Below are 17,924 nucleotides of genomic sequence, written 5' to 3' on the forward strand. Positions count from 1 at the left end.
GAAGAAAGGAGTGACCTAAGGATGATTACGAAAACTAGCAAAAATGCTGCTCGTCAAAAAAGACATGCCCGTGTTCGTGCTAAACTTTCAGGCACAGCTGAAAGACCTCGTCTGAATGTGTTCCGTTCAAACAAACACATTTATGCTCAAATCATCGATGATGTAAATGGCGTTACACTTGCTAGTGCCTCTACTCTCGATAAAGATTTGAACGTGGAAAGCACTGGTGACAGCGCTGCTGCTGCTAAAGTCGGTGAACTCGTTGCGAAACGCGCTTCTGAGAAAGGTGTTTCTGACGTAGTATTTGACCGCGGCGGATACTTATACCATGGACGTGTAAAAGCTCTGGCCGATGCAGCTCGTGAAGCCGGACTGAAATTTTAATAAAAAAAGGAGGGACACATGATTATGCGTCGTATTGACCCAAGCAAATTAGAGTTAGAAGAACGCTTAGTTACGGTTAACCGCGTAGCGAAAGTTGTTAAAGGTGGTCGTCGTTTCCGTTTCGCAGCTCTAGTCGTTGTCGGTGACAAAAACGGTCACGTAGGTTTCGGTACTGGTAAAGCACAAGAAGTACCTGAAGCAATCCGCAAAGCTGTTGAAGATGCGAAAAAGAATTTGATTGAAGTACCAATGGTTGGAACTACGATTCCACACGAAATCATCGGACGTTTCGGTGCAGGCAATATCTTGTTGAAACCTGCTTCTGAAGGTACTGGAGTTATCGCTGGAGGCCCTGTACGTGCGGTACTTGAGCTTGCTGGCGTTGCTGATATCCTTTCTAAGTCTTTAGGTTCTAACACACCGATCAACATGATCCGTGCAACACTTCAAGGTTTAAGTGAGCTTAAACGTGCCGAAGAGGTTGCGAAGCTTCGTGGAAAATCTGTAGAAGAACTGTTAGGATAAGGAGGGAACATTAATGGCTAAATTAGAAATTACCCTCAAACGCAGTGTAATCGGTCGCCCGGAAGATCAGCGCGTTACTGTAAGAACACTTGGTTTAAAGAAAACAAACCAAACTGTCGTTCATGAAGATAACGCTGCGATCCGCGGTATGATTAATAAAGTATCTCATCTAGTTTCTGTTAAAGAACAATAAAAATAAATTATAGGCTAAGGAGGTGTCCTAATGAAACTTCATGAATTAAAGCCTTCAGAAGGTTCACGTAAAGTACGCAATCGCGTAGGTCGTGGTATTGGTTCTGGTAACGGTAAAACAGCTGGTAAAGGTCACAAAGGTCAAAACGCTCGTTCTGGCGGCGGTGTACGCCCTGGATTCGAGGGGGGACAAATGCCTTTATTCCAACGTCTTCCTAAACGCGGTTTTACAAACATCAACCGTAAGGATTACGCTATTGTGAACGTAGACAAATTGAACGGTTTTGCGGAAGGAACGGAAGTCACTCCTGAACTTCTTCTTGAGACTGGTGTTATTAGCAAACTTAATGCAGGAGTAAAGATTCTTGGCAACGGTAAATTAGAGAAAAAATTAACTGTAAAAGCCAATAAATTCTCTGCTTCTGCGAAAGAAGCTGTTGAAGCTGCTGGCGGTACAGCTGAGGTGATCTAACTTGTTTAAGACAATCTCCAACTTTATGCGTGTGAGTGATATTCGGAATAAAATCATTTTTACATTACTCATGCTTATCGTCTTTCGCATAGGTGCGTTTATCCCTGTGCCATATGTAAATGCTCAGGCGTTGCAGACACAAAGTTCGATGGGGGTTTTTGATCTCCTTAATACATTTGGCGGCGGTGCGCTTTATCAGTTCTCCATTTTTGCGATGGGAATTACGCCTTACATCACTGCTTCAATCATCATTCAGCTGCTTCAGATGGATGTTGTGCCGAAGTTTACCGAGTGGTCTAAGCAAGGTGAAGTCGGCCGCCGTAAATTAGCTCAGTTCACGAGATATTTTACGATTGTGCTTGGTTTTATCCAGGCATTAGGTATGTCTTACGGGTTTAACAACCTGGCAAACGGTATGCTGATTGAGAAATCCGGCATATCGACATATCTGATTATTGCTTTAGTACTCACTGGAGGAACTGCTTTTTTAATGTGGCTGGGAGAACAAATTACTTCCAATGGAGTAGGTAACGGAATTTCGATCATCATCTTCGCGGGGATTGTGGCTAGTATTCCGAAAACTGTTGGGCAGATTTATGAGACTCAATTTGTCGGCAGCAGCGATCAGCTGTTTATTCATATTGTAAAAATCGCCTTACTGGTGATTGCGATTTTGGCCGTTATTGTTGGTGTTATTTTCATTCAGCAGGCCGTACGCAAAATCGCGATTCAATATGCAAAAGGGCAAGGTCGTTCACCTGTTGGCGGAGGCCAGTCAACTCACCTTCCGCTTAAAGTGAATCCGGCAGGGGTTATTCCGGTAATCTTTGCGGTTGCGTTTCTTATTACGCCGCGTACTATCGCGTCATTTTTCGGAGAAAACAATGTGACAAAGTGGATTCAAGCCAACTTTGACAATACACATCCGGTGGGCATGGCGGTTTATGTCGCATTAATTATCGCCTTTACGTACTTCTATGCTTTTGTGCAGGTAAACCCTGAACAAATGGCTGATAACCTAAAAAAACAGGGTGGCTATATCCCGGGGGTTCGTCCAGGGAAAATGACTCAAGATAGAATTACGAGCATTTTGTATCGACTTACGTTTGTGGGTTCTATATTCTTAGCCGTGATTTCCATTCTTCCTATCTTTTTCATTCAATTCGCTGGATTGCCTCAAAGTGCACAGATTGGCGGAACATCATTGTTAATTGTCGTCGGGGTAGCCTTGGAGACAATGAAGCAGCTGGAGAGCCAGTTAGTGAAACGTAATTACCGAGGATTTATGAAAAATTAGAGGACTGGTTTTAACCATTCCTCTAAATAAGAGAGGACGGGGGAAATCCGAATGAACTTAGTCTTAATGGGACTTCCTGGAGCCGGTAAAGGCACACAGGGAGAACGAATTGTTGAGGATTATGGGATACCTCATATCTCAACGGGAGATATGTTCCGTGCTGCTATGAAAGAAGAAACACCACTCGGACTCGAAGCAAAGTCTTATATTGATAAAGGCGAGCTCGTACCGGACGAAGTCACAATCGGCATTGTCAAAGAAAGACTCGGCAAAGATGATTGTGAAAGAGGTTTTCTTCTGGACGGATTTCCGCGAACAGTCGCTCAGGCTGAAGCTCTTGAAAACATTCTTGAGGAATACGGCAAGCCGATTGATTATGTCATTAACATTAAAGTAGACAAAGACTCTTTAATGGAACGTTTGACTGGACGCAGAATTTGCAGTGTTTGCGGCACAACCTATCATTTGGTTTTCAATCCGCCGAAAACGCCGGGTGTTTGTGATAAAGACGGAGGAGACCTTTATCAACGGGCAGATGATAATGAGGAAACCGTCTCAAAACGGCTTGAGGTCAACATGAAGCAGACTCAGCCTTTACTCGATTTTTATTCTGAGAAAGGGTATCTTGTCAACGTCAATGGCCAGCAGGACATTAACGACGTGTACAAAGATGTGAAAGAGCTTCTTGGAGGATTGAGCAAATGATTATCTGTAAGACCCCTCGTGAGCTTGGCATCATGCGGGAAGCAGGGCGAATCGTGGCTTTGACTCATGAAGAGATGAAAAAGCACATTAAACCAGGAATCTCGACAAAAGAATTGGATCAAATTGCCGAACGTTTTATTGAGAAGCAGGGTGCAATCCCATCTTTTAAGGGGTATAATGGGTTTCGCGGGAGCATCTGTGTATCAGTTAATGAAGAACTCGTTCACGGAATTCCCGGTAAAAGGGTTTTGCGTGACGGTGACATTATCAGCATTGATATCGGTGCTAAATTAAATGGTTATCATGGTGACTCTGCTTGGACATATCCGGTAGGAAACATCAGTGATGATGATAAACGACTGCTGGAAGTAACAGAGGAGTCTTTATATAAAGGCTTGAAGGAAGCAAAACCAGGTGAACGTTTGTCGAATATTTCCCACGCAATACAAACGTATGTCGAAAATGAGCAGTTTTCAGTTGTTAGGGAGTATGTCGGACATGGTGTTGGTCAAGACTTGCATGAGGATCCGCAAATTCCTCATTACGGTCCGCCAAACAAAGGACCTAGGCTGAAGCCTGGTATGGTTCTCGCTATAGAACCGATGGTTAACGCTGGCAGCCGATATGTGAAAACATTGGCTGATAACTGGACGGTTGTAACGGTAGATGGGAAAAAGTGTGCTCATTTTGAACATACGATTGCGATTACGGAAACGGGTTTTGATATACTGACAAAAGTCTAGATGATGAAATGAATTCCATGACATATGTTTTTCATTCCGCACCTGGGCAGATTGTAGGTTTACAATTGGTCGGAAGAAAAACCGGCTAGCTGCTGTCATCGGAATGAAGATTCATCATCGTGTACTAAAGCAGACGGAGAAAAGCGTACATTTCATTCTCCTTAGAAAAAGAATATCAATCATTCACCCTTTATGATTGCGTATCTCCGGAAGTTCAGAACAGTATAAACGAAACAGGGCGTGTGACAAACGGATAACTGAGATTTTCTCTTTTGAAATTTGTCAGAGAGCAAGTTACTGATTTGAAGAAGGGAGAACACTTGAATGGCGAAAGACGATGTAATTGAAGTGGAAGGTACGATTGTCGAAACACTGCCAAACGCGATGTTCAAAGTTGAACTCGAAAATGGCCATACGGTTTTGGCTCACGTATCTGGTAAAATCCGCATGCACTTCATTCGCATTTTACCTGGAGACAAAGTTACGGTAGAATTATCTCCATATGACTTAACTCGTGGCAGGATTACGTACCGTTACAAATAAAGCACTCCGGAAACTGAAGGAGGTTGGAAACACATGAAAGTGAGACCATCAGTTAAACCAATCTGCGAAAAATGTAAAGTTATTCGCAGAAAAGGAAAAGTAATGGTGATCTGTGAAAATCCAAAGCATAAACAAAAACAAGGATAATTAATAAGGAGGTGCCCAGAGAATGGCTCGTATTGCTGGTGTAGATATCCCACGTGACAAACGTGTTGTTATTTCTTTAACATATGTCTTCGGAATTGGCCGCACAACGGCTCAGCAAGTCTTGAAAGAGGCTGGTGTTTCTGAAGATACTCGTGTGCGTGATCTTACTGAAGAAGAACTTGGTAAAATCCGTGATGTTATTGACAAACTGAAAGTAGAAGGTGACCTTCGCCGTGAAGTTTCTCTTAACATCAAGCGTCTGATCGAAATCGGAAGCTACCGCGGAATCCGCCATCGCAGAGGTTTGCCTGTTCGCGGACAAAACTCTAAAAACAATGCGCGTACTCGTAAAGGTCCGCGTCGTACTGTAGCTAACAAGAAAAAATAAGTAAGGGAGGTACCTAAACAATGGCTGCTGCTCGTAAACAAAACACGCGTAAACGTCGCGTGAAAAAGAATATTGAGTCAGGAATCGCTCATATTCGTTCAACTTTCAACAACACGATCGTTACGATCACTGATACTCATGGTAATGCTATTTCTTGGTCAAGTGCCGGAGCTCTAGGATTCAGAGGTTCTCGTAAATCTACTCCTTTTGCTGCGCAAATGGCTGCTGAAACAGCTGCTAAAGGTTCAATCGAACACGGACTTAAAACTCTTGAAGTAACTGTTAAAGGACCAGGTTCTGGCCGTGAAGCTGCAATCCGTGCTTTACAAGCTGCCGGACTTGAAGTTACAGCTATCAGAGACGTAACTCCTGTTCCTCATAATGGATGCCGTCCACCAAAACGTCGCCGCGTGTAATTTGTTTGTATAGATTTTGTGTCCCTGTCAATAATGGGTTATGATACAGTTATTTATGAAACGAATGCACCGACTCGTTGCCTGAGCACATACGGGACTAAACAATGGGGAATTTCGGATGGAATCTCATATGATTCTATTCGAGGTTTCGACGTTTTGAAGGAGGGTTTTAAGTAATGATCGAGATTGAAAAACCAAAAATCGAAACGGTTGAAATCAGCGACGATGCCAAATTTGGTAAGTTTGTCGTAGAGCCGCTTGAGCGTGGATATGGTACAACTCTGGGTAACTCCTTGCGTCGTATCCTCTTATCCTCACTCCCTGGTGCCGCTGTAACATCGATCCAGATAGATGGTGTACTGCACGAATTCTCGACAATCGAAGGCGTTGTGGAAGATGTTACAACGATAATCTTGCACATTAAAAAGCTTGCATTGAAAATCTACTCTGATGAAGAGAAGACGCTTGAAATTGATGTACAGGGCGAAGGAACTGTCACAGCAGCTGATATTACACACGACAGCGATGTTGAAATCCTTAATCCGGATCTTCATATCGCGACTCTTGGTGAGAATGCGAGTTTCCGAGTTCGCCTTACTGCACAAAGAGGACGTGGGTATACACCTGCTGATTCGAACAAAAGAGACGATCAGCCAATCGGCGTGATTCCGATCGATTCAATCTTTACGCCAGTTTCTCGTTTATCTTATCAGGTAGAAAACACTCGTGTAGGCCAGGTTGCAAACTATGACAAACTTACACTTGATGTTTGGACTGACGGAAGCACTGGACCGAAAGAAGCAATTGCGCTCGGTTCAAAGATTTTAACTGAACACCTTAATATATTCGTCGGTTTAACTGACGAAGCTCAGCATGCTGAAATCATGGTTGAAAAAGAAGAGGACCAAAAAGAAAAAGTTCTTGAAATGACGATTGAGGAACTTGACCTTTCTGTCCGGTCTTACAACTGCTTGAAGCGTGCGGGCATTAACACGGTTCAAGAACTTGCGAACAAGACGGAAGAAGATATGATGAAAGTTCGCAATCTGGGACGCAAATCACTTGAAGAAGTGAAAGCGAAACTAGAAGAACTTGGACTCGGCCTTCGCAAAGACGATTGATCTAGTTTCCATGTGAACTAGGATTTTCGTGTGTTTTTTATTTAGAAACAGCATTCCATTAAAGGAGGGGACATCACATGTCATACAGAAAACTAGGACGTACGAGTTCACAGCGTAAAGCTATGCTTCGTGATCTTACAACAGATTTGATCATCAACGAAAGAATTGAAACAACTGAAACACGTGCGAAAGAACTTCGCTCTGTTGTTGAAAAGATGATCACTCTTGGTAAGCGCGGTGACTTGCATGCTCGTCGTCAAGCTGCTGCATACATTCGCAACGAGGTTGCTAATGAGGAAAATAACCAAGATGCACTTCAAAAATTGTTCTCTGACATTGCAACTCGTTACGAGGAGCGCCAAGGCGGATACACACGTATTATGAAGCTTGGTCCTCGCCGTGGTGACGGTGCACCAATGGCAATCATCGAATTGGTTTAATCACATATTTTTGTGTATCTAAAGAAGGGCGGGACAGTTTCTAACTGGATCTATGCCCTTTTTTTAGATATCAGAACTTTTTATCATGAGACAGACAAGCAGAGCTATAGCTGAGAGGAGGCCAGGCGCCCGTGGATCAAAAACAGCTTATATCCGTAAAAGACATTCTATTCCGATACCGCAAAGATGCGGAAAGACCGGCGCTGGACGGTGTGAGTCTGGAGGTATACGAAGGAGAATGGCTTGCTATCGTAGGCCACAACGGTTCAGGGAAGTCGACTTTGGCCAGAGCGCTGAACGGACTGATTTTGCCCGAGGCCGGAGAAATCGAAGTCGGCGGCATCAAACTGACTGAGGATACCGTGTGGGATGTGCGAAAAAAAATAGGGATGGTCTTTCAGAATCCCGATAACCAATTTGTCGGAACGACTGTTCGCGATGATGTGGCTTTTGGTTTAGAAAACAATGGTGTTCCGCGCGAAGAAATGATTGAGAGAGTAGATTGGGCTGTCACACAAGTCAATATGCAGGATTTTCTTGATCAAGAGCCGCACCATCTCTCCGGAGGTCAAAAACAAAGAGTGGCGATCGCGGGAATTATTGCCGCGCGTCCTGATATTATGATTTTGGATGAAGCGACATCCATGCTTGACCCGATTGGGAGAGAAGAAGTCCTTGATACTGTCAGACGCTTAAAAGATCAGGGCATGGCCACCGTCATTTCGATAACACATGATCTGGAAGAAGCCGCAAGGGCGGACAGGATCATTGTGATGAACGGCGGCAGGAAATATGCAGAGGGCACGCCTGAAGAGATTTTTAAATTAAACGAAGACTTGGTTCGCATCGGTCTTGATTTGCCTTTCTCATTCCAGCTCAGCCTGCTTTTGAAAGAAAGCGGACTGGCGTTAACGAAAAACCATCTGACTCAGGAAGGGCTGGTGAATGAGCTGTGGACATTAAAATCAATGATGTAGAACACCGCTATCAAATGAAGACACCGTTTGAACGGCTTGCTCTGTATGATATCAATGCTGTAATAAAAGAGGGCAGCTACGTTGCCGTCATCGGGCATACAGGGTCGGGCAAATCGACGCTCCTGCAGCATTTAAACGGTTTGCTGAAACCGACTAAAGGACAGCTTGAACTCGGGAGCACGATTCTGGCAGCCGGTAAAAAGAATAAAGACCTTAAGACTTTACGAAAAAAAGTCGGAATCGTTTTCCAATTTCCCGAACATCAGCTGTTTGAAGAGACTGTGCTGAAGGACATCGCATTCGGACCGATGAATTTCGGTGTAAAAAAAGAAGACGCTGAACGGAAAGCCAAAGAAATGCTGGGGCTTGTGGGCCTTCCGGAAGACATTTTGGATCGTTCACCATTTGAGCTCAGCGGCGGCCAGATGCGCAGAGTGGCGATTGCCGGCGTTCTCGCGATGGAGCCGGAAGTGCTGGTTTTGGATGAACCAACGGCCGGTCTTGATCCGAGAGGGCGCCAGGACATTATGGACATGTTCTATGCGCTTCATCAGCGGGGAAACCTGACTACCGTTCTCGTCACCCACAGCATGGAGGACGCCGCCCGCTATGCTGACGAAATGATCGTCATGCACAAAGGAACCATTAAAGCGACGGGGAGTCCGCGTGACTTGTTTGTAAAAGGTGAAGAGATGGCTGAAATGGGCCTGGATCTTCCTGAATCGGTGAAGTTTCAGAGACGGCTTGAGAAGGCTCTCGGCGTCAAGTATGAGAAACCCATGCTGACCCTGCAGGATGCCGCCAGTGAAATTAAGGCTTTCTTTCAGGAGGAAAAGGACCAATGATGGACAGCATGATTATCGGAAAGTATGTTCCCGGATCATCGCTTATTCACCGATTGGACCCGCGAACAAAACTTGTCAGCATCTTTCTTTTTGTATGTATCGTTTTTTTGGCAAACAACGTACAGACGTACGCTTTGCTCGGTTTGTTTACATTCGGGGTGATTGCCTTAACACGAGTGCCGTTCAGCTTTTTGCTGAAGGGGCTTAAGCCGATTATCTGGATTGTGGCGTTTACCTTTTTATTACACATTTTCATGACGCATGAAGGATCTGTCATTTTTCAGCTTGGCTGGTTTAAAGTGTATGAGGGCGGACTTATACAGGGTATTTTTATCTCCCTCCGTTTCGTTTACCTTATCTTTATGACGACGCTGCTGACGCTGACAACAACGCCGATTGAAATAACGGATGGAATGGAGCAGCTGCTGAATCCTTTTAAAAAGGTGAAGCTGCCCGTACACGAACTCGCATTGATGATGTCGATATCATTGCGATTTATCCCGACATTGATGGAAGAGACAGATAAAATCATGAAGGCGCAAATGGCGAGGGGTGCGGACTTTACAAGCGGCCCGGTGAAAGACAGAATCAAAGCGGTTGTTCCGCTGCTTGTCCCGCTGTTTGTCAGCGCCTTTAAACGCGCAGAAGAGCTCGCGGTCGCCATGGAGGCGAGAGGCTACCAGGGCGGTGAGGGGAGAACGAAATACAGAAAGCTTGTCTGGACCGGAAAGGATACCGGAGCTATTCTGCTCATCATGGTATTAGCCGTGTTATTGTTTTTCTTAAGAAGTTAGAGGTGCTGCTGAATGAGAGTGAAATGTACCATTGCTTATGACGGGCATTTATTTAACGGATATCAGGTTCAGCCTGGAAAGCGGACCGTTCAAAGTGAATTGGAAAAAGCGCTGGCCATCATCCATAAAACGGACGGCAGAGTGCCTGTGTACTCATCCGGCCGCACGGACAGCGATGTTCATGCTGCCGGGCAGGTCATTCATTTTGATACGCCGCTGTCCATCCCGGCTGAGAAATGGCCGTTTGCGCTCAATGCCCTGCTGCCTGATGATATTGCCGTCAAAACAGCAGAGATTGCGGATGATGGGTTCCATGCACGATTTAGCGCGGTCCAAAAGGAATATCGCTACATTGTATATACGGAGAAACACCCGGACGTATTTAAACGACATTACGCTTACCATTTTGCATATCAGCTTAATGTGCAGAAAATGAGGGAAGCTTCAAGGCACCTCATCGGGACACATGATTTCACAAGCTTTTGCGCGGCTGATACCGCGGTTCAGGATAAGGTCAGAACGATTTACGAGCTGGATTGGACTGAGACCGGAGACGGCCTGCAGATGCGGATCACCGGTAACGGTTTTCTCTATAATATGGTCAGAATCATTGCCGGAACGTTATTGGATACAGGAGCTGGAAAATTTTCTCCGGATGATGTAAAAGCAATGCTCGAAGCGAAAGATCGCGAAGCCGCGGGGCGCACCGCACCGGGGCACGGGCTGTATTTATGGAGCGTTTGCTATGACAACTAAACCAGGTGTAACATTTTCTTGACAGAGTCTGCATAAAGTTATAAGATATCATATGGTATGTATTTCAACCCCACGATAAGCCCCGGAACTTATTGTGTTGTGAAATAGAACGTAATCGAAGATTATTGAAAATGACAGATCATTTAGGAGGGAAATTCAATGCGTACAACACCTATGGCTAACGCAAGTACTATTGAACGCAAGTGGTTAGTTGTTGATGCAGCAGGCAAGACTTTAGGACGTCTTTCTACAGAAGTTGCATCTATCCTTCGCGGGAAACACAAACCGACTTACACACCGCACGTTGATACTGGAGATCATGTGATCATCATCAACGCTGAAAAAATCGAGTTAACTGGTAAAAAGTTAACTGACAAAATCTACTACCGTCACACTCAACATCCAGGCGGATTAAAATCAAGAACTGCTCTTGAAATGCGTACAAACTACCCTGAGAAAATGCTTGAGCTTGCTATCAAAGGCATGCTTCCAAAAGGTTCTCTAGGTCGTCAAATGTTCAAGAAATTGAACGTATACCGTGGTTCTGAGCATCCACATGAAGCACAAAAACCTGAAGTTTACGAACTTCGCGGTTAATTAAAAAGGAGGTTACCAATTTGGCACAGGTTCAATATTACGGTACTGGCCGTCGTAAAAGTTCTGTAGCGCGTGTGCGCTTAGTTCCAGGAGAAGGTCGTATCGTCGTTAATAATCGTGAAATCAGCGAGCACATTCCATCTCCAGCTCTAATCGAAGATATCAAACAACCATTAACTTTAACTGAAACAGCTGGTACTTATGATGTTTTAGTAAACGTACATGGAGGCGGCTTATCTGGTCAAGCTGGAGCAATCCGTCATGGTATCGCTCGTGCTTTGCTTGAAGCAGATCCAGAATACCGTGCAACACTTAAACGTGCTGGTCTTCTGACTCGTGACGCTCGTATGAAAGAACGTAAAAAATACGGTCTTAAAGGCGCTCGTCGTGCACCTCAGTTCTCAAAACGTTAATCGTTTTGGATGGCAAAAACCACAACTTCTTGGTTGTGGTTTTTTTGTATTTTTTTCTCATATTCAAGAGGTTATCCGATGCTTTTCTAGAATTGTTTGTTATACTCTATTCATTACCAATAAGGAGCGCAGTTATAATGAATAAGTTAGTCATACATAACAGCAAGGCATGGGATAAAAAAGTCGAAACAGGCAATGAATGGACGGTTGCGGTTGATTCTCATACGATTGGTGAAGCGAAAAAAGGCAATTGGAGCATCAGAATGACCCCCGGAAAAGATGTGCCGGCGGATTGGTTTCCGCCCATAGAGGGTCTGAAGGTTCTTTGTCTCGCTTCAGGAGGAGGACAGCAAGGGCCGGTCCTTGCTGCTGCAGGAGCGGACGTGACCATCTTTGACAATTCGGAAAAACAGCTTGCGCAAGACAGAATGGTTGCCGAGCGGGACGATCTTACGCTTCGGACTGTCAAAGGCAGCATGAATGATCTGAGCTGTTTTGATGATGAGTCATTTGATTTTATTGTGCACCCGGTATCGAATTGCTTTGTTGATACGGTTCTTCCGGTATGGAAAGAAGCTCATCGCGTATTGAAAAAAGGCGGGTCTTTAGTCTCCGGTTTTGTAAATCCCGTCGTGTTCTTATTTGATATGGATTTAGAGCAGGAAGGTGTACTCAAAGTAAAGTATTCCATTCCGTTTTCGGATGAAAAAGACCTGAGTAAGAAAAAGGTAAAGGAACTTATTGATAATCATGAAGCGCTTGAATTCGGCCATACGCTGGAGGATCAAATTAAAGGTCAGATTGACGCAGGCTTCATGGTTGCCGGTTTTTACGAGGACAAAGGCGGCCTCGTGCTGGATGAATACATTAATACATACTCCGTAACAAGAAGCATTAAAATATAAAAACGGCATCCCGTCAGAGGTGCTGTTTTTTTGCGGCTTTTTCCTGCGGTCGGCTGATCACATTAGCCGAAACCGGTTCTATTCCAATTTCTCTGGCCCAAACCGACAGTTGTCCCATATGGTGAATCTCATGCGCAAGGATGTGGCGGAGAATATCTTCTTTAGGAAAGGTTTGGTCCATCCAGTCCGGCTTAACAAGATCCGGTCCTTTGAGGGAGACCGCATGAATGACATCCTCCCGATACTGTTCAGACAGCTTTCTGAGATCCTGAATGCTCGTATAGTCAGACTCAGCAGGTAAAACATCATCTTTACCTAAAATGGCACGAGCCCAGCTGATCTCGACATCAATGATATGAAATAAAGTCCGCAAGATGCTCTCCATTCCGCCCGTCCGGGTTTTCGTCAGTTCCTCCCGGCTCAGCTTTTCACATATCATAAACCACTCGTCACGCACCGTCCAATTGTATTGAAACAGCTTTTTCATCACGTCACCTCAGCTCTTTATTCTTCCAGTTAACATAAAACTCCTTCATTTGGGAGGATTTCCACTATCAACAAAGCATGCTTTTTCCCTTTTCCTTTCAAAATAACAGTAAAAAGGAGCGTGGCTGGCAATGGCAGAAGTATTATCTTTTTCAGACGTGAAACGGCAGAAGGATTTTGAGCTTGAGAAGAGTTTACTAAAGGAGCTGTCACTGACGCAGATCATTCAGTCCGTAAAAGCATGTCTTACCCCTTTGTTTCCCTTTCTTCAAGACGAAAACGGCATTCTGAGTGAAGGATGCATAGATTTTGCAATTGAAGCGTATTTATTAGGCGGCCGGTTCGGCGTCTTTGGCTATTATGGTGAGTCTTTGCAGAGGGCAAACGCCCGTTCGGCTGAAGAAGAGGAAGAACTGACGATCGATTTTTTTGAATATCTTTGCAATTGGACGCATGAGCAATATTCTTCCGTTAAACAAAAAGAAATCTATGAAGCGTCCTGCCGGTTTATCAACAGCTGGTGGACGGAAGGATTTCTGCAAAGAGAAAAACAATGTAAGCTCCGCATGAGGTAATCATAATTTCTTCCCTTGTCCCATACTTATTAATAACGGGGACAAGCGGGAGGGAAAGGTATGACAAAAAAGCTGAAATGGCTCGGTTTTTTACTTGGCTTTATCATATTATTGTGTTTATTCCGGTTTCAATTCCAAAATGATGATTCCTGGCGGCCGTGGAGTCTGCCTCTGAGCGGGAAAATCATCTATCTCGATCCGGGGCACGGCGGGCCGGACGGAGGCGCCACGGGAGGCAGTCACCTTGAAAAGGACATTACTCTCGAAGTGGCCACCAGGGTCAGAGACTATTTGCAGGAGCAGGGAGCTTTGGTCATTATGACGCGGGAGACGGATACTGATTTAGCTCCTGAAGGGACGAAAGGCTACAGCAGACGCAAAGCGGAAGATCTGAGAAAGCGCGTGGAAATCATCAACCGTTCAGAGGCGGAGCTTTATATCAGCATTCATCTGAACGCCATACCGTCACCGAGATGGAGCGGCGCCCAAAGCTTCTACTATGGAAAATACGAAGAAAATGAAAAAGTGGCAAAATATATACAGGACGAATTGAGAATCAATTTGGAGAATACAACGAGAAAGGCGAAACGGATACACGGCATTTACTTAATGCAGAATGTAACCAAGCCGGGCGCGCTGGTGGAAATCGGATTTCTGTCCAATCCGGCGGAAGCGAAAAGGCTCGGCCAGCCCAAATATCAGGACAAAATCGCTTCTTCCGTGTATAAGGGTGTATTGAGATACTTTACAGAGAAAGGAGACCCTCCCGAGTAAGGAGGGTTTTTCGCCGATTCTATGTTTAATATATGGTATAATACCATTTGTAAACGAATACACAAAGGGTGAGGGTTCGATGATAAGAGAAGATGAAGTAAGAAATATAGTCGGAAACATGCGCGAACCTTTTCTTCATAGACCGCTGGGAGAATTGGATGCCATTAAAGAAGTAAAGATCAAGCCGGAAAAACGGCATGTCAGTGTAAAAATTGCATTGGCAAAAACGGGGACGGCTGAACAGATGGGCATTCAGCAGGAAATCGTATCCGTTTTGAAAGAAGCGGGTGCAGAAACTGTGGGACTGCGGTTTGAAGAGCTGCCAGAAGAAACATTGGCGAAATTCAGCCGGCCGGCTGCTGAAAGCGAAACCCTGCTGAATAGGAAACACCCGCCGGTCTTTCTTGCGGTGGCAAGCGGAAAAGGCGGTGTCGGCAAATCAACGGTTTCCGTCAATCTGGCCATTTCTCTTGCACGGCTCGGAAAAAAAGTCGGCTTGATCGACGCGGATATATACGGATTCAGCGTGCCGGACATGATGGGTATTACAGTTCGCCCGACAGTAGAAGGAGAAAAACTGCTTCCTGTCGAAAGATTTGGAGTAAAGGTTATGTCGATGGGCTTTTTCGTCGAAGAAAACGCTCCGGTTGTGTGGAGAGGGCCGATGCTGGGCAAGATGCTGAATAACTTCTTCCATGAAGTTGACTGGGGAGAGGTTGACTATATCGTCCTTGATCTGCCGCCCGGCACGGGTGATGTGGCGCTCGATGTACACACGATGCTTCCGAGCTGCAAAGAGATTATCGTATCAACGCCGCACCCTACAGCCGCATTTGTAGCGGCGAGAGCGGGTTCTATGGCGATTAAGACTGATCATGAAGTTGTAGGGGTCATTGAAAATATGGCTTACTATGAAAGTGCAAAAACCGGCGAGAGAGAATATGTGTTCGGTCAAGGCGGGGGAGATAAGCTTGCAGAGGAATTGCAAGTGCCGCTGCTTGGCAGAATTCCTTTAAAACAGCCTGATTGGGACAAGGATCAATTTGCGCCTTCTGTCTATGACAGAAGTCATCCGATCGGGGAAATTTATATGGGGATCGCCCAGAAAGTCATTGAAAAAACAGCTGAATAAAAAAGGGGCCGGGATCAACACGGCCCGGCCTTTTATTGGCTTTCTTTTTCAGAGCTTGAAGCCGCTTTTTTCAATTCATCCTCGAATTGCTTTTTGAAAAGCGGGCTGGAAAGTGTCTCTGTAATTACATCCTCTAAGTAACTGCGGAACTTTTGGCTTTTCACCAGCTCATAGTATTTTTTATCCATGCCGGGGTCTTGCATGATCTGCATAAAACTTTTCTGATAATCAGGGTCTTTCATCAGTTTTTTTATGATTTTTTCGTGCTCGGGCTGAAGAGTTTTTGCAAAGCTCTCGGCGAACTTTGAGTCTTCAAAGATGGTTTTCCAGAACTCCGCCCCTTTTTTAGAGGTGAGGGTTTTCTCTATTGTGCCTTTAATGGCATTTTGATCAATCACCAATGCCTCATTCATCGCATCATCATTTAATATTTCCTTAATTGCTTTTTTTCCATCATCTGTCTTTAATATATCAACAACCATTTTTTTAGTCTGGTCATAATCCATATCCGCTGCTTGGTCTTTTGGAGCACAAGCTGTTACAGATAATACAACAAAACAGCTTATCAATAGCGTTTTGGCTTTTGACATGCATAAGCTCCTTCCTTACTTGTACTTATTTTTAATATGATTCATCGGAATGGATTTATACATAACAAAATATCGCTGAACGCGATTGTCAGGGGGATGAATAAGAGATGAAAAGCCGCGGGCTTGTTCGATTTTTCTTTTCGATTTTAGCTGTGGGCGCTCTTATTACAAGCGTCGTGGGATTTGCTCTGAAGTGGGGGGAGTACAAGGGGTTCTTTCTGAATTTTGAGGCCGGTCAGATTTTCTCCGTTCTGATCTGGTTTATCGGGGTAGGCATGATTTTCAGTGTGATCAGCCAGATGGGATTCTTCGTTTTTCTGACGGTGCACCGGTTTGCCCTTGAAATTCTCAGATCAAGCTCGCTTTGGAATCTGCTTCAGCTGTTTATCATTCTGTTTGTCGCTTTTGATTTAATGTACGTCAGATTTTTGTTTTTCGGAGAGCGGAATGACTCGATTGCAGGGTTTGTCTGGCTGCCGCTGGCTCTGCTTGCCGTCGGCCTGTTGACGGCATATATAAAACAAAAGCAGTCCTCAAAAAATACGTTCGTTTCATCATTATTTTTAATGGTCGTTATTACAGCGCTTGAATGGGTTCCTGCGCTACGAGTGAATAATGAGGACTGGCTTTATTTGATGCTGATTCCGCTGATGGGCTGCAATGCGTTTCAGCTGTTAATGCTGCCGAAGTTTGCCCAGAGGTAGTTATTTCACTTCTGATGACTTGACGTCAGTATTTGCGATCAGGTCGCCGACGGTCACGTTTTTCAGTCCTTTTTGCTTTAAATTGTGAATAATGGCGGGGAGCGCTTCTTCAGTCTGTGTTGCTGAATCAGAGGCGTGCAGCAGGACAATGTCGCCGCCTTTTATATGACTGTTTACATTTTCAATGATTTTATCAGGGCCGGGATTTGTCCAATCATGCGAGTTGACGCTGTAATGAACCACTGAATAGTGGTACTGCTGTGCAATGGTAAGAACCTTTTTATTAAATTGTCCGGTCGGCGGGCGGAGTAAATGAACATTCTTTACACCCAGCTTTTTAAATGCAGTCTGGGCCCGGAGGATATCTTTTTTTATTTCATTGTCCTCTAGGTTGGTATAATTCTTATACGCATATCCCATGCTGCCGATTTGATGTCCGTCTTTTATCATACGTTCAACTGTGTCCGGGTGCCGTTCCGCCCAAGAAGCTGACAGAAAAAAAGTGGCGTTTTTAATACCGTTTGCTTTTAGCGCGTTCAGAATAGGAACTGCTTTTTCGTCGCCCCAGCTGATATCGAATGTTAATGCGACTTCGCCCGCTTTCGTCTCCCCTTTTGAAATAGCCTTCGGGCCGCTATCAGTTAAAAATACAGGAAGGGGGACGGCTCTCTGTATATAAAAAAAGCTGGCTGCTGCAAATGCGGCAATGATAATAATAAGCAGCTGTTTTATCCTTCTGATGTGCCACACGTAGAAGTGATTCACTGATGACGCCTCCTTATCTTGTCCATGCTTGATTACATCGTATGCTGCGGCGGAGATGAATATAACGAAATACGTTTTAAAAAAATGAAAAAAACACTTGCTAAATTTAAAGAATGCATGGTATATTATTAAACGTCGCTGATGAACAGCAGACAACAACAAAAAGCTTCGGAAACAACTTGAAAAAAGTTGTTGACATAAAAGAAGCTGAGTGGTAAGATAATAAAGCTGCTTCAAC

27 protein-coding genes and 1 pseudogene are annotated in these 17,924 nt (G+C 44.6%); 25 read left to right on the forward strand and 3 right to left on the reverse strand.

Features of this window, described 5'->3' with window-relative positions:
- Positions 1–21 precede the first annotated feature (21 nt).
- From rplR to SB724_RS18295, 21 genes and pseudogenes are all read left to right on the forward strand, one after another.
- Positions 22–384: a 50S ribosomal protein L18 gene (gene rplR, locus SB724_RS18195; RefSeq protein WP_003156492.1), complete on the forward strand. Its 363-nt coding sequence runs from the start codon at positions 22–24 to the stop codon at positions 382–384.
- A gap of 24 nt (positions 385–408) precedes the next feature.
- Positions 409–909, forward strand: a complete 501-nt coding sequence (gene rpsE / locus SB724_RS18200) for a 30S ribosomal protein S5 (protein WP_003156493.1) — start codon at positions 409–411, stop codon at positions 907–909.
- A 13-nt stretch (positions 910–922) separates the two neighbouring features.
- A complete protein-coding gene (gene rpmD, locus SB724_RS18205) occupies positions 923–1,102 on the forward strand; it encodes a 50S ribosomal protein L30 (RefSeq protein ID WP_003156497.1) in 180 nt (59 codons plus the stop codon).
- A gap of 30 nt (positions 1,103–1,132) precedes the next feature.
- Positions 1,133–1,573: a 50S ribosomal protein L15 gene (gene rplO / locus SB724_RS18210; protein ID WP_007410405.1), complete on the forward strand. Its 441-nt coding sequence runs from the start codon at positions 1,133–1,135 to the stop codon at positions 1,571–1,573.
- A 1-nt stretch (position 1,574) separates the two neighbouring features.
- On the forward strand, positions 1,575–2,870 hold the full coding sequence (gene secY, locus SB724_RS18215; RefSeq protein ID WP_007615246.1) for a preprotein translocase subunit SecY: 1,296 nt from the start codon (positions 1,575–1,577) through the stop codon (positions 2,868–2,870).
- A gap of 51 nt (positions 2,871–2,921) precedes the next feature.
- Positions 2,922–3,575, forward strand: coding sequence for an adenylate kinase (locus SB724_RS18220; RefSeq protein ID WP_007410407.1), 654 nt, complete (start codon positions 2,922–2,924; stop codon positions 3,573–3,575).
- Entirely contained in the window at positions 3,572–4,318 is a 747-nt protein-coding gene (map, locus tag SB724_RS18225; protein ID WP_007410408.1) for a type I methionyl aminopeptidase, read from the forward strand. The genes SB724_RS18220 and map overlap by 4 nt, the downstream gene beginning before the upstream one ends.
- Before the next feature lie 22 nt (positions 4,319–4,340).
- Positions 4,341–4,665, forward strand: a pseudogene (locus tag SB724_RS18230) (KOW domain-containing RNA-binding protein).
- Positions 4,643–4,861, forward strand: a complete 219-nt coding sequence (gene infA, locus SB724_RS18235; protein WP_003156508.1) for a translation initiation factor IF-1 — start codon at positions 4,643–4,645, stop codon at positions 4,859–4,861. Before SB724_RS18230 ends, infA begins: the two are co-directional and overlap by 23 nt.
- Before the next feature lie 33 nt (positions 4,862–4,894).
- Complete coding sequence (gene rpmJ / locus SB724_RS18240) at positions 4,895–5,008, forward strand: 50S ribosomal protein L36 (protein WP_003156543.1); 114 nt, start codon at positions 4,895–4,897, stop codon at positions 5,006–5,008.
- Between the two features lie 22 nt (positions 5,009–5,030).
- Positions 5,031–5,396, forward strand: a complete 366-nt coding sequence (gene rpsM, locus SB724_RS18245) for a 30S ribosomal protein S13 (RefSeq protein WP_003156545.1) — start codon at positions 5,031–5,033, stop codon at positions 5,394–5,396.
- Between the two features lie 20 nt (positions 5,397–5,416).
- Entirely contained in the window at positions 5,417–5,812 is a 396-nt protein-coding gene (gene rpsK / locus SB724_RS18250) for a 30S ribosomal protein S11 (protein WP_003156547.1), read from the forward strand.
- A 176-nt stretch (positions 5,813–5,988) separates the two neighbouring features.
- A complete protein-coding gene (locus tag SB724_RS18255; RefSeq protein WP_003156549.1) occupies positions 5,989–6,933 on the forward strand; it encodes a DNA-directed RNA polymerase subunit alpha in 945 nt (314 codons plus the stop codon).
- Positions 6,934–7,010: 77 nt separating this feature from the next.
- On the forward strand, positions 7,011–7,373 hold the full coding sequence (gene rplQ, locus SB724_RS18260; RefSeq protein ID WP_003156550.1) for a 50S ribosomal protein L17: 363 nt from the start codon (positions 7,011–7,013) through the stop codon (positions 7,371–7,373).
- A 131-nt stretch (positions 7,374–7,504) separates the two neighbouring features.
- Positions 7,505–8,350, forward strand: coding sequence for an energy-coupling factor ABC transporter ATP-binding protein (locus SB724_RS18265; protein WP_410572220.1), 846 nt, complete (start codon positions 7,505–7,507; stop codon positions 8,348–8,350).
- Positions 8,326–9,195 carry an energy-coupling factor ABC transporter ATP-binding protein gene (locus SB724_RS18270; RefSeq protein ID WP_265973555.1) on the forward strand — a complete coding sequence of 290 codons (870 nt, stop codon included), beginning with the start codon at positions 8,326–8,328 and terminating at the stop codon, positions 9,193–9,195. The genes SB724_RS18265 and SB724_RS18270 overlap by 25 nt, the downstream gene beginning before the upstream one ends.
- Positions 9,192–9,989 carry an energy-coupling factor transporter transmembrane component T family protein gene (locus SB724_RS18275; protein ID WP_007410412.1) on the forward strand — a complete coding sequence of 266 codons (798 nt, stop codon included), beginning with the start codon at positions 9,192–9,194 and terminating at the stop codon, positions 9,987–9,989. Before SB724_RS18270 ends, SB724_RS18275 begins: the two co-directional genes overlap by 4 nt.
- A gap of 12 nt (positions 9,990–10,001) precedes the next feature.
- Positions 10,002–10,745: a tRNA pseudouridine(38-40) synthase TruA gene (truA, locus tag SB724_RS18280; protein ID WP_410572222.1), complete on the forward strand. Its 744-nt coding sequence runs from the start codon at positions 10,002–10,004 to the stop codon at positions 10,743–10,745.
- A gap of 159 nt (positions 10,746–10,904) precedes the next feature.
- The gene (gene rplM, locus SB724_RS18285; RefSeq protein ID WP_003225844.1) at positions 10,905–11,342 is read left to right on the forward strand and encodes a 50S ribosomal protein L13; all 438 of its coding nucleotides are present in this window, start codon (positions 10,905–10,907) and stop codon (positions 11,340–11,342) included.
- 20 nt (positions 11,343–11,362) lie between these two features.
- A complete protein-coding gene (gene rpsI / locus SB724_RS18290) occupies positions 11,363–11,755 on the forward strand; it encodes a 30S ribosomal protein S9 (RefSeq protein ID WP_003225846.1) in 393 nt (130 codons plus the stop codon).
- Between the two features lie 137 nt (positions 11,756–11,892).
- Positions 11,893–12,660, forward strand: a complete 768-nt coding sequence (locus SB724_RS18295; RefSeq protein WP_410572224.1) for a class I SAM-dependent methyltransferase — start codon at positions 11,893–11,895, stop codon at positions 12,658–12,660.
- A gap of 13 nt (positions 12,661–12,673) precedes the next feature.
- Here the strand turns inward: SB724_RS18295 and SB724_RS18300 are convergent, their stop codons facing one another.
- Positions 12,674–13,147, reverse strand: a complete 474-nt coding sequence (locus SB724_RS18300; RefSeq protein WP_044803070.1) for a DinB family protein — start codon at positions 13,145–13,147, stop codon at positions 12,674–12,676.
- A gap of 130 nt (positions 13,148–13,277) precedes the next feature.
- Here SB724_RS18300 and SB724_RS18305 point away from each other — a divergent pair, with 130 nt between their 5' ends.
- The 3 genes from SB724_RS18305 to SB724_RS18315 all read left to right on the forward strand — a co-directional run bounded on the left by SB724_RS18305 (position 13,278) and on the right by SB724_RS18315 (position 15,627).
- The gene (locus tag SB724_RS18305) at positions 13,278–13,721 is read left to right on the forward strand and encodes a DUF2521 family protein (protein ID WP_224181430.1); all 444 of its coding nucleotides are present in this window, start codon (positions 13,278–13,280) and stop codon (positions 13,719–13,721) included.
- A 60-nt stretch (positions 13,722–13,781) separates the two neighbouring features.
- On the forward strand, positions 13,782–14,495 hold the full coding sequence (gene cwlD, locus SB724_RS18310) for an N-acetylmuramoyl-L-alanine amidase CwlD (protein WP_265973554.1): 714 nt from the start codon (positions 13,782–13,784) through the stop codon (positions 14,493–14,495).
- A 79-nt stretch (positions 14,496–14,574) separates the two neighbouring features.
- Entirely contained in the window at positions 14,575–15,627 is a 1,053-nt protein-coding gene (locus SB724_RS18315; protein WP_007410418.1) for an Mrp/NBP35 family ATP-binding protein, read from the forward strand.
- Positions 15,628–15,659: 32 nt separating this feature from the next.
- Here the strand turns inward: SB724_RS18315 and gerD are convergent, their stop codons facing one another.
- Complete coding sequence (gene gerD / locus SB724_RS18320; RefSeq protein WP_007615280.1) at positions 15,660–16,217, reverse strand: spore germination lipoprotein GerD; 558 nt, start codon at positions 16,215–16,217, stop codon at positions 15,660–15,662.
- Between the two features lie 107 nt (positions 16,218–16,324).
- On the opposite strand from gerD, the gene kbaA reads away from it, so the two are divergent.
- Entirely contained in the window at positions 16,325–16,921 is a 597-nt protein-coding gene (kbaA, locus tag SB724_RS18325; RefSeq protein ID WP_038456737.1) for a KinB-signaling pathway activation protein, read from the forward strand.
- Here the strand turns inward: kbaA and pdaB are convergent, their stop codons facing one another.
- Positions 16,922–17,686 carry a polysaccharide deacetylase family sporulation protein PdaB gene (gene pdaB, locus SB724_RS18330; RefSeq protein ID WP_410572227.1) on the reverse strand — a complete coding sequence of 255 codons (765 nt, stop codon included), beginning with the start codon at positions 17,684–17,686 and terminating at the stop codon, positions 16,922–16,924.
- Positions 17,687–17,924: the final 238 nt, after the last annotated feature.

It is taken from the genome of Bacillus sp. SIMBA_031, from assembly GCF_046535225.1.
In the GTDB taxonomy this organism is placed as follows: Bacteria; Bacillota; Bacilli; order Bacillales; family Bacillaceae; genus Bacillus; species Bacillus velezensis.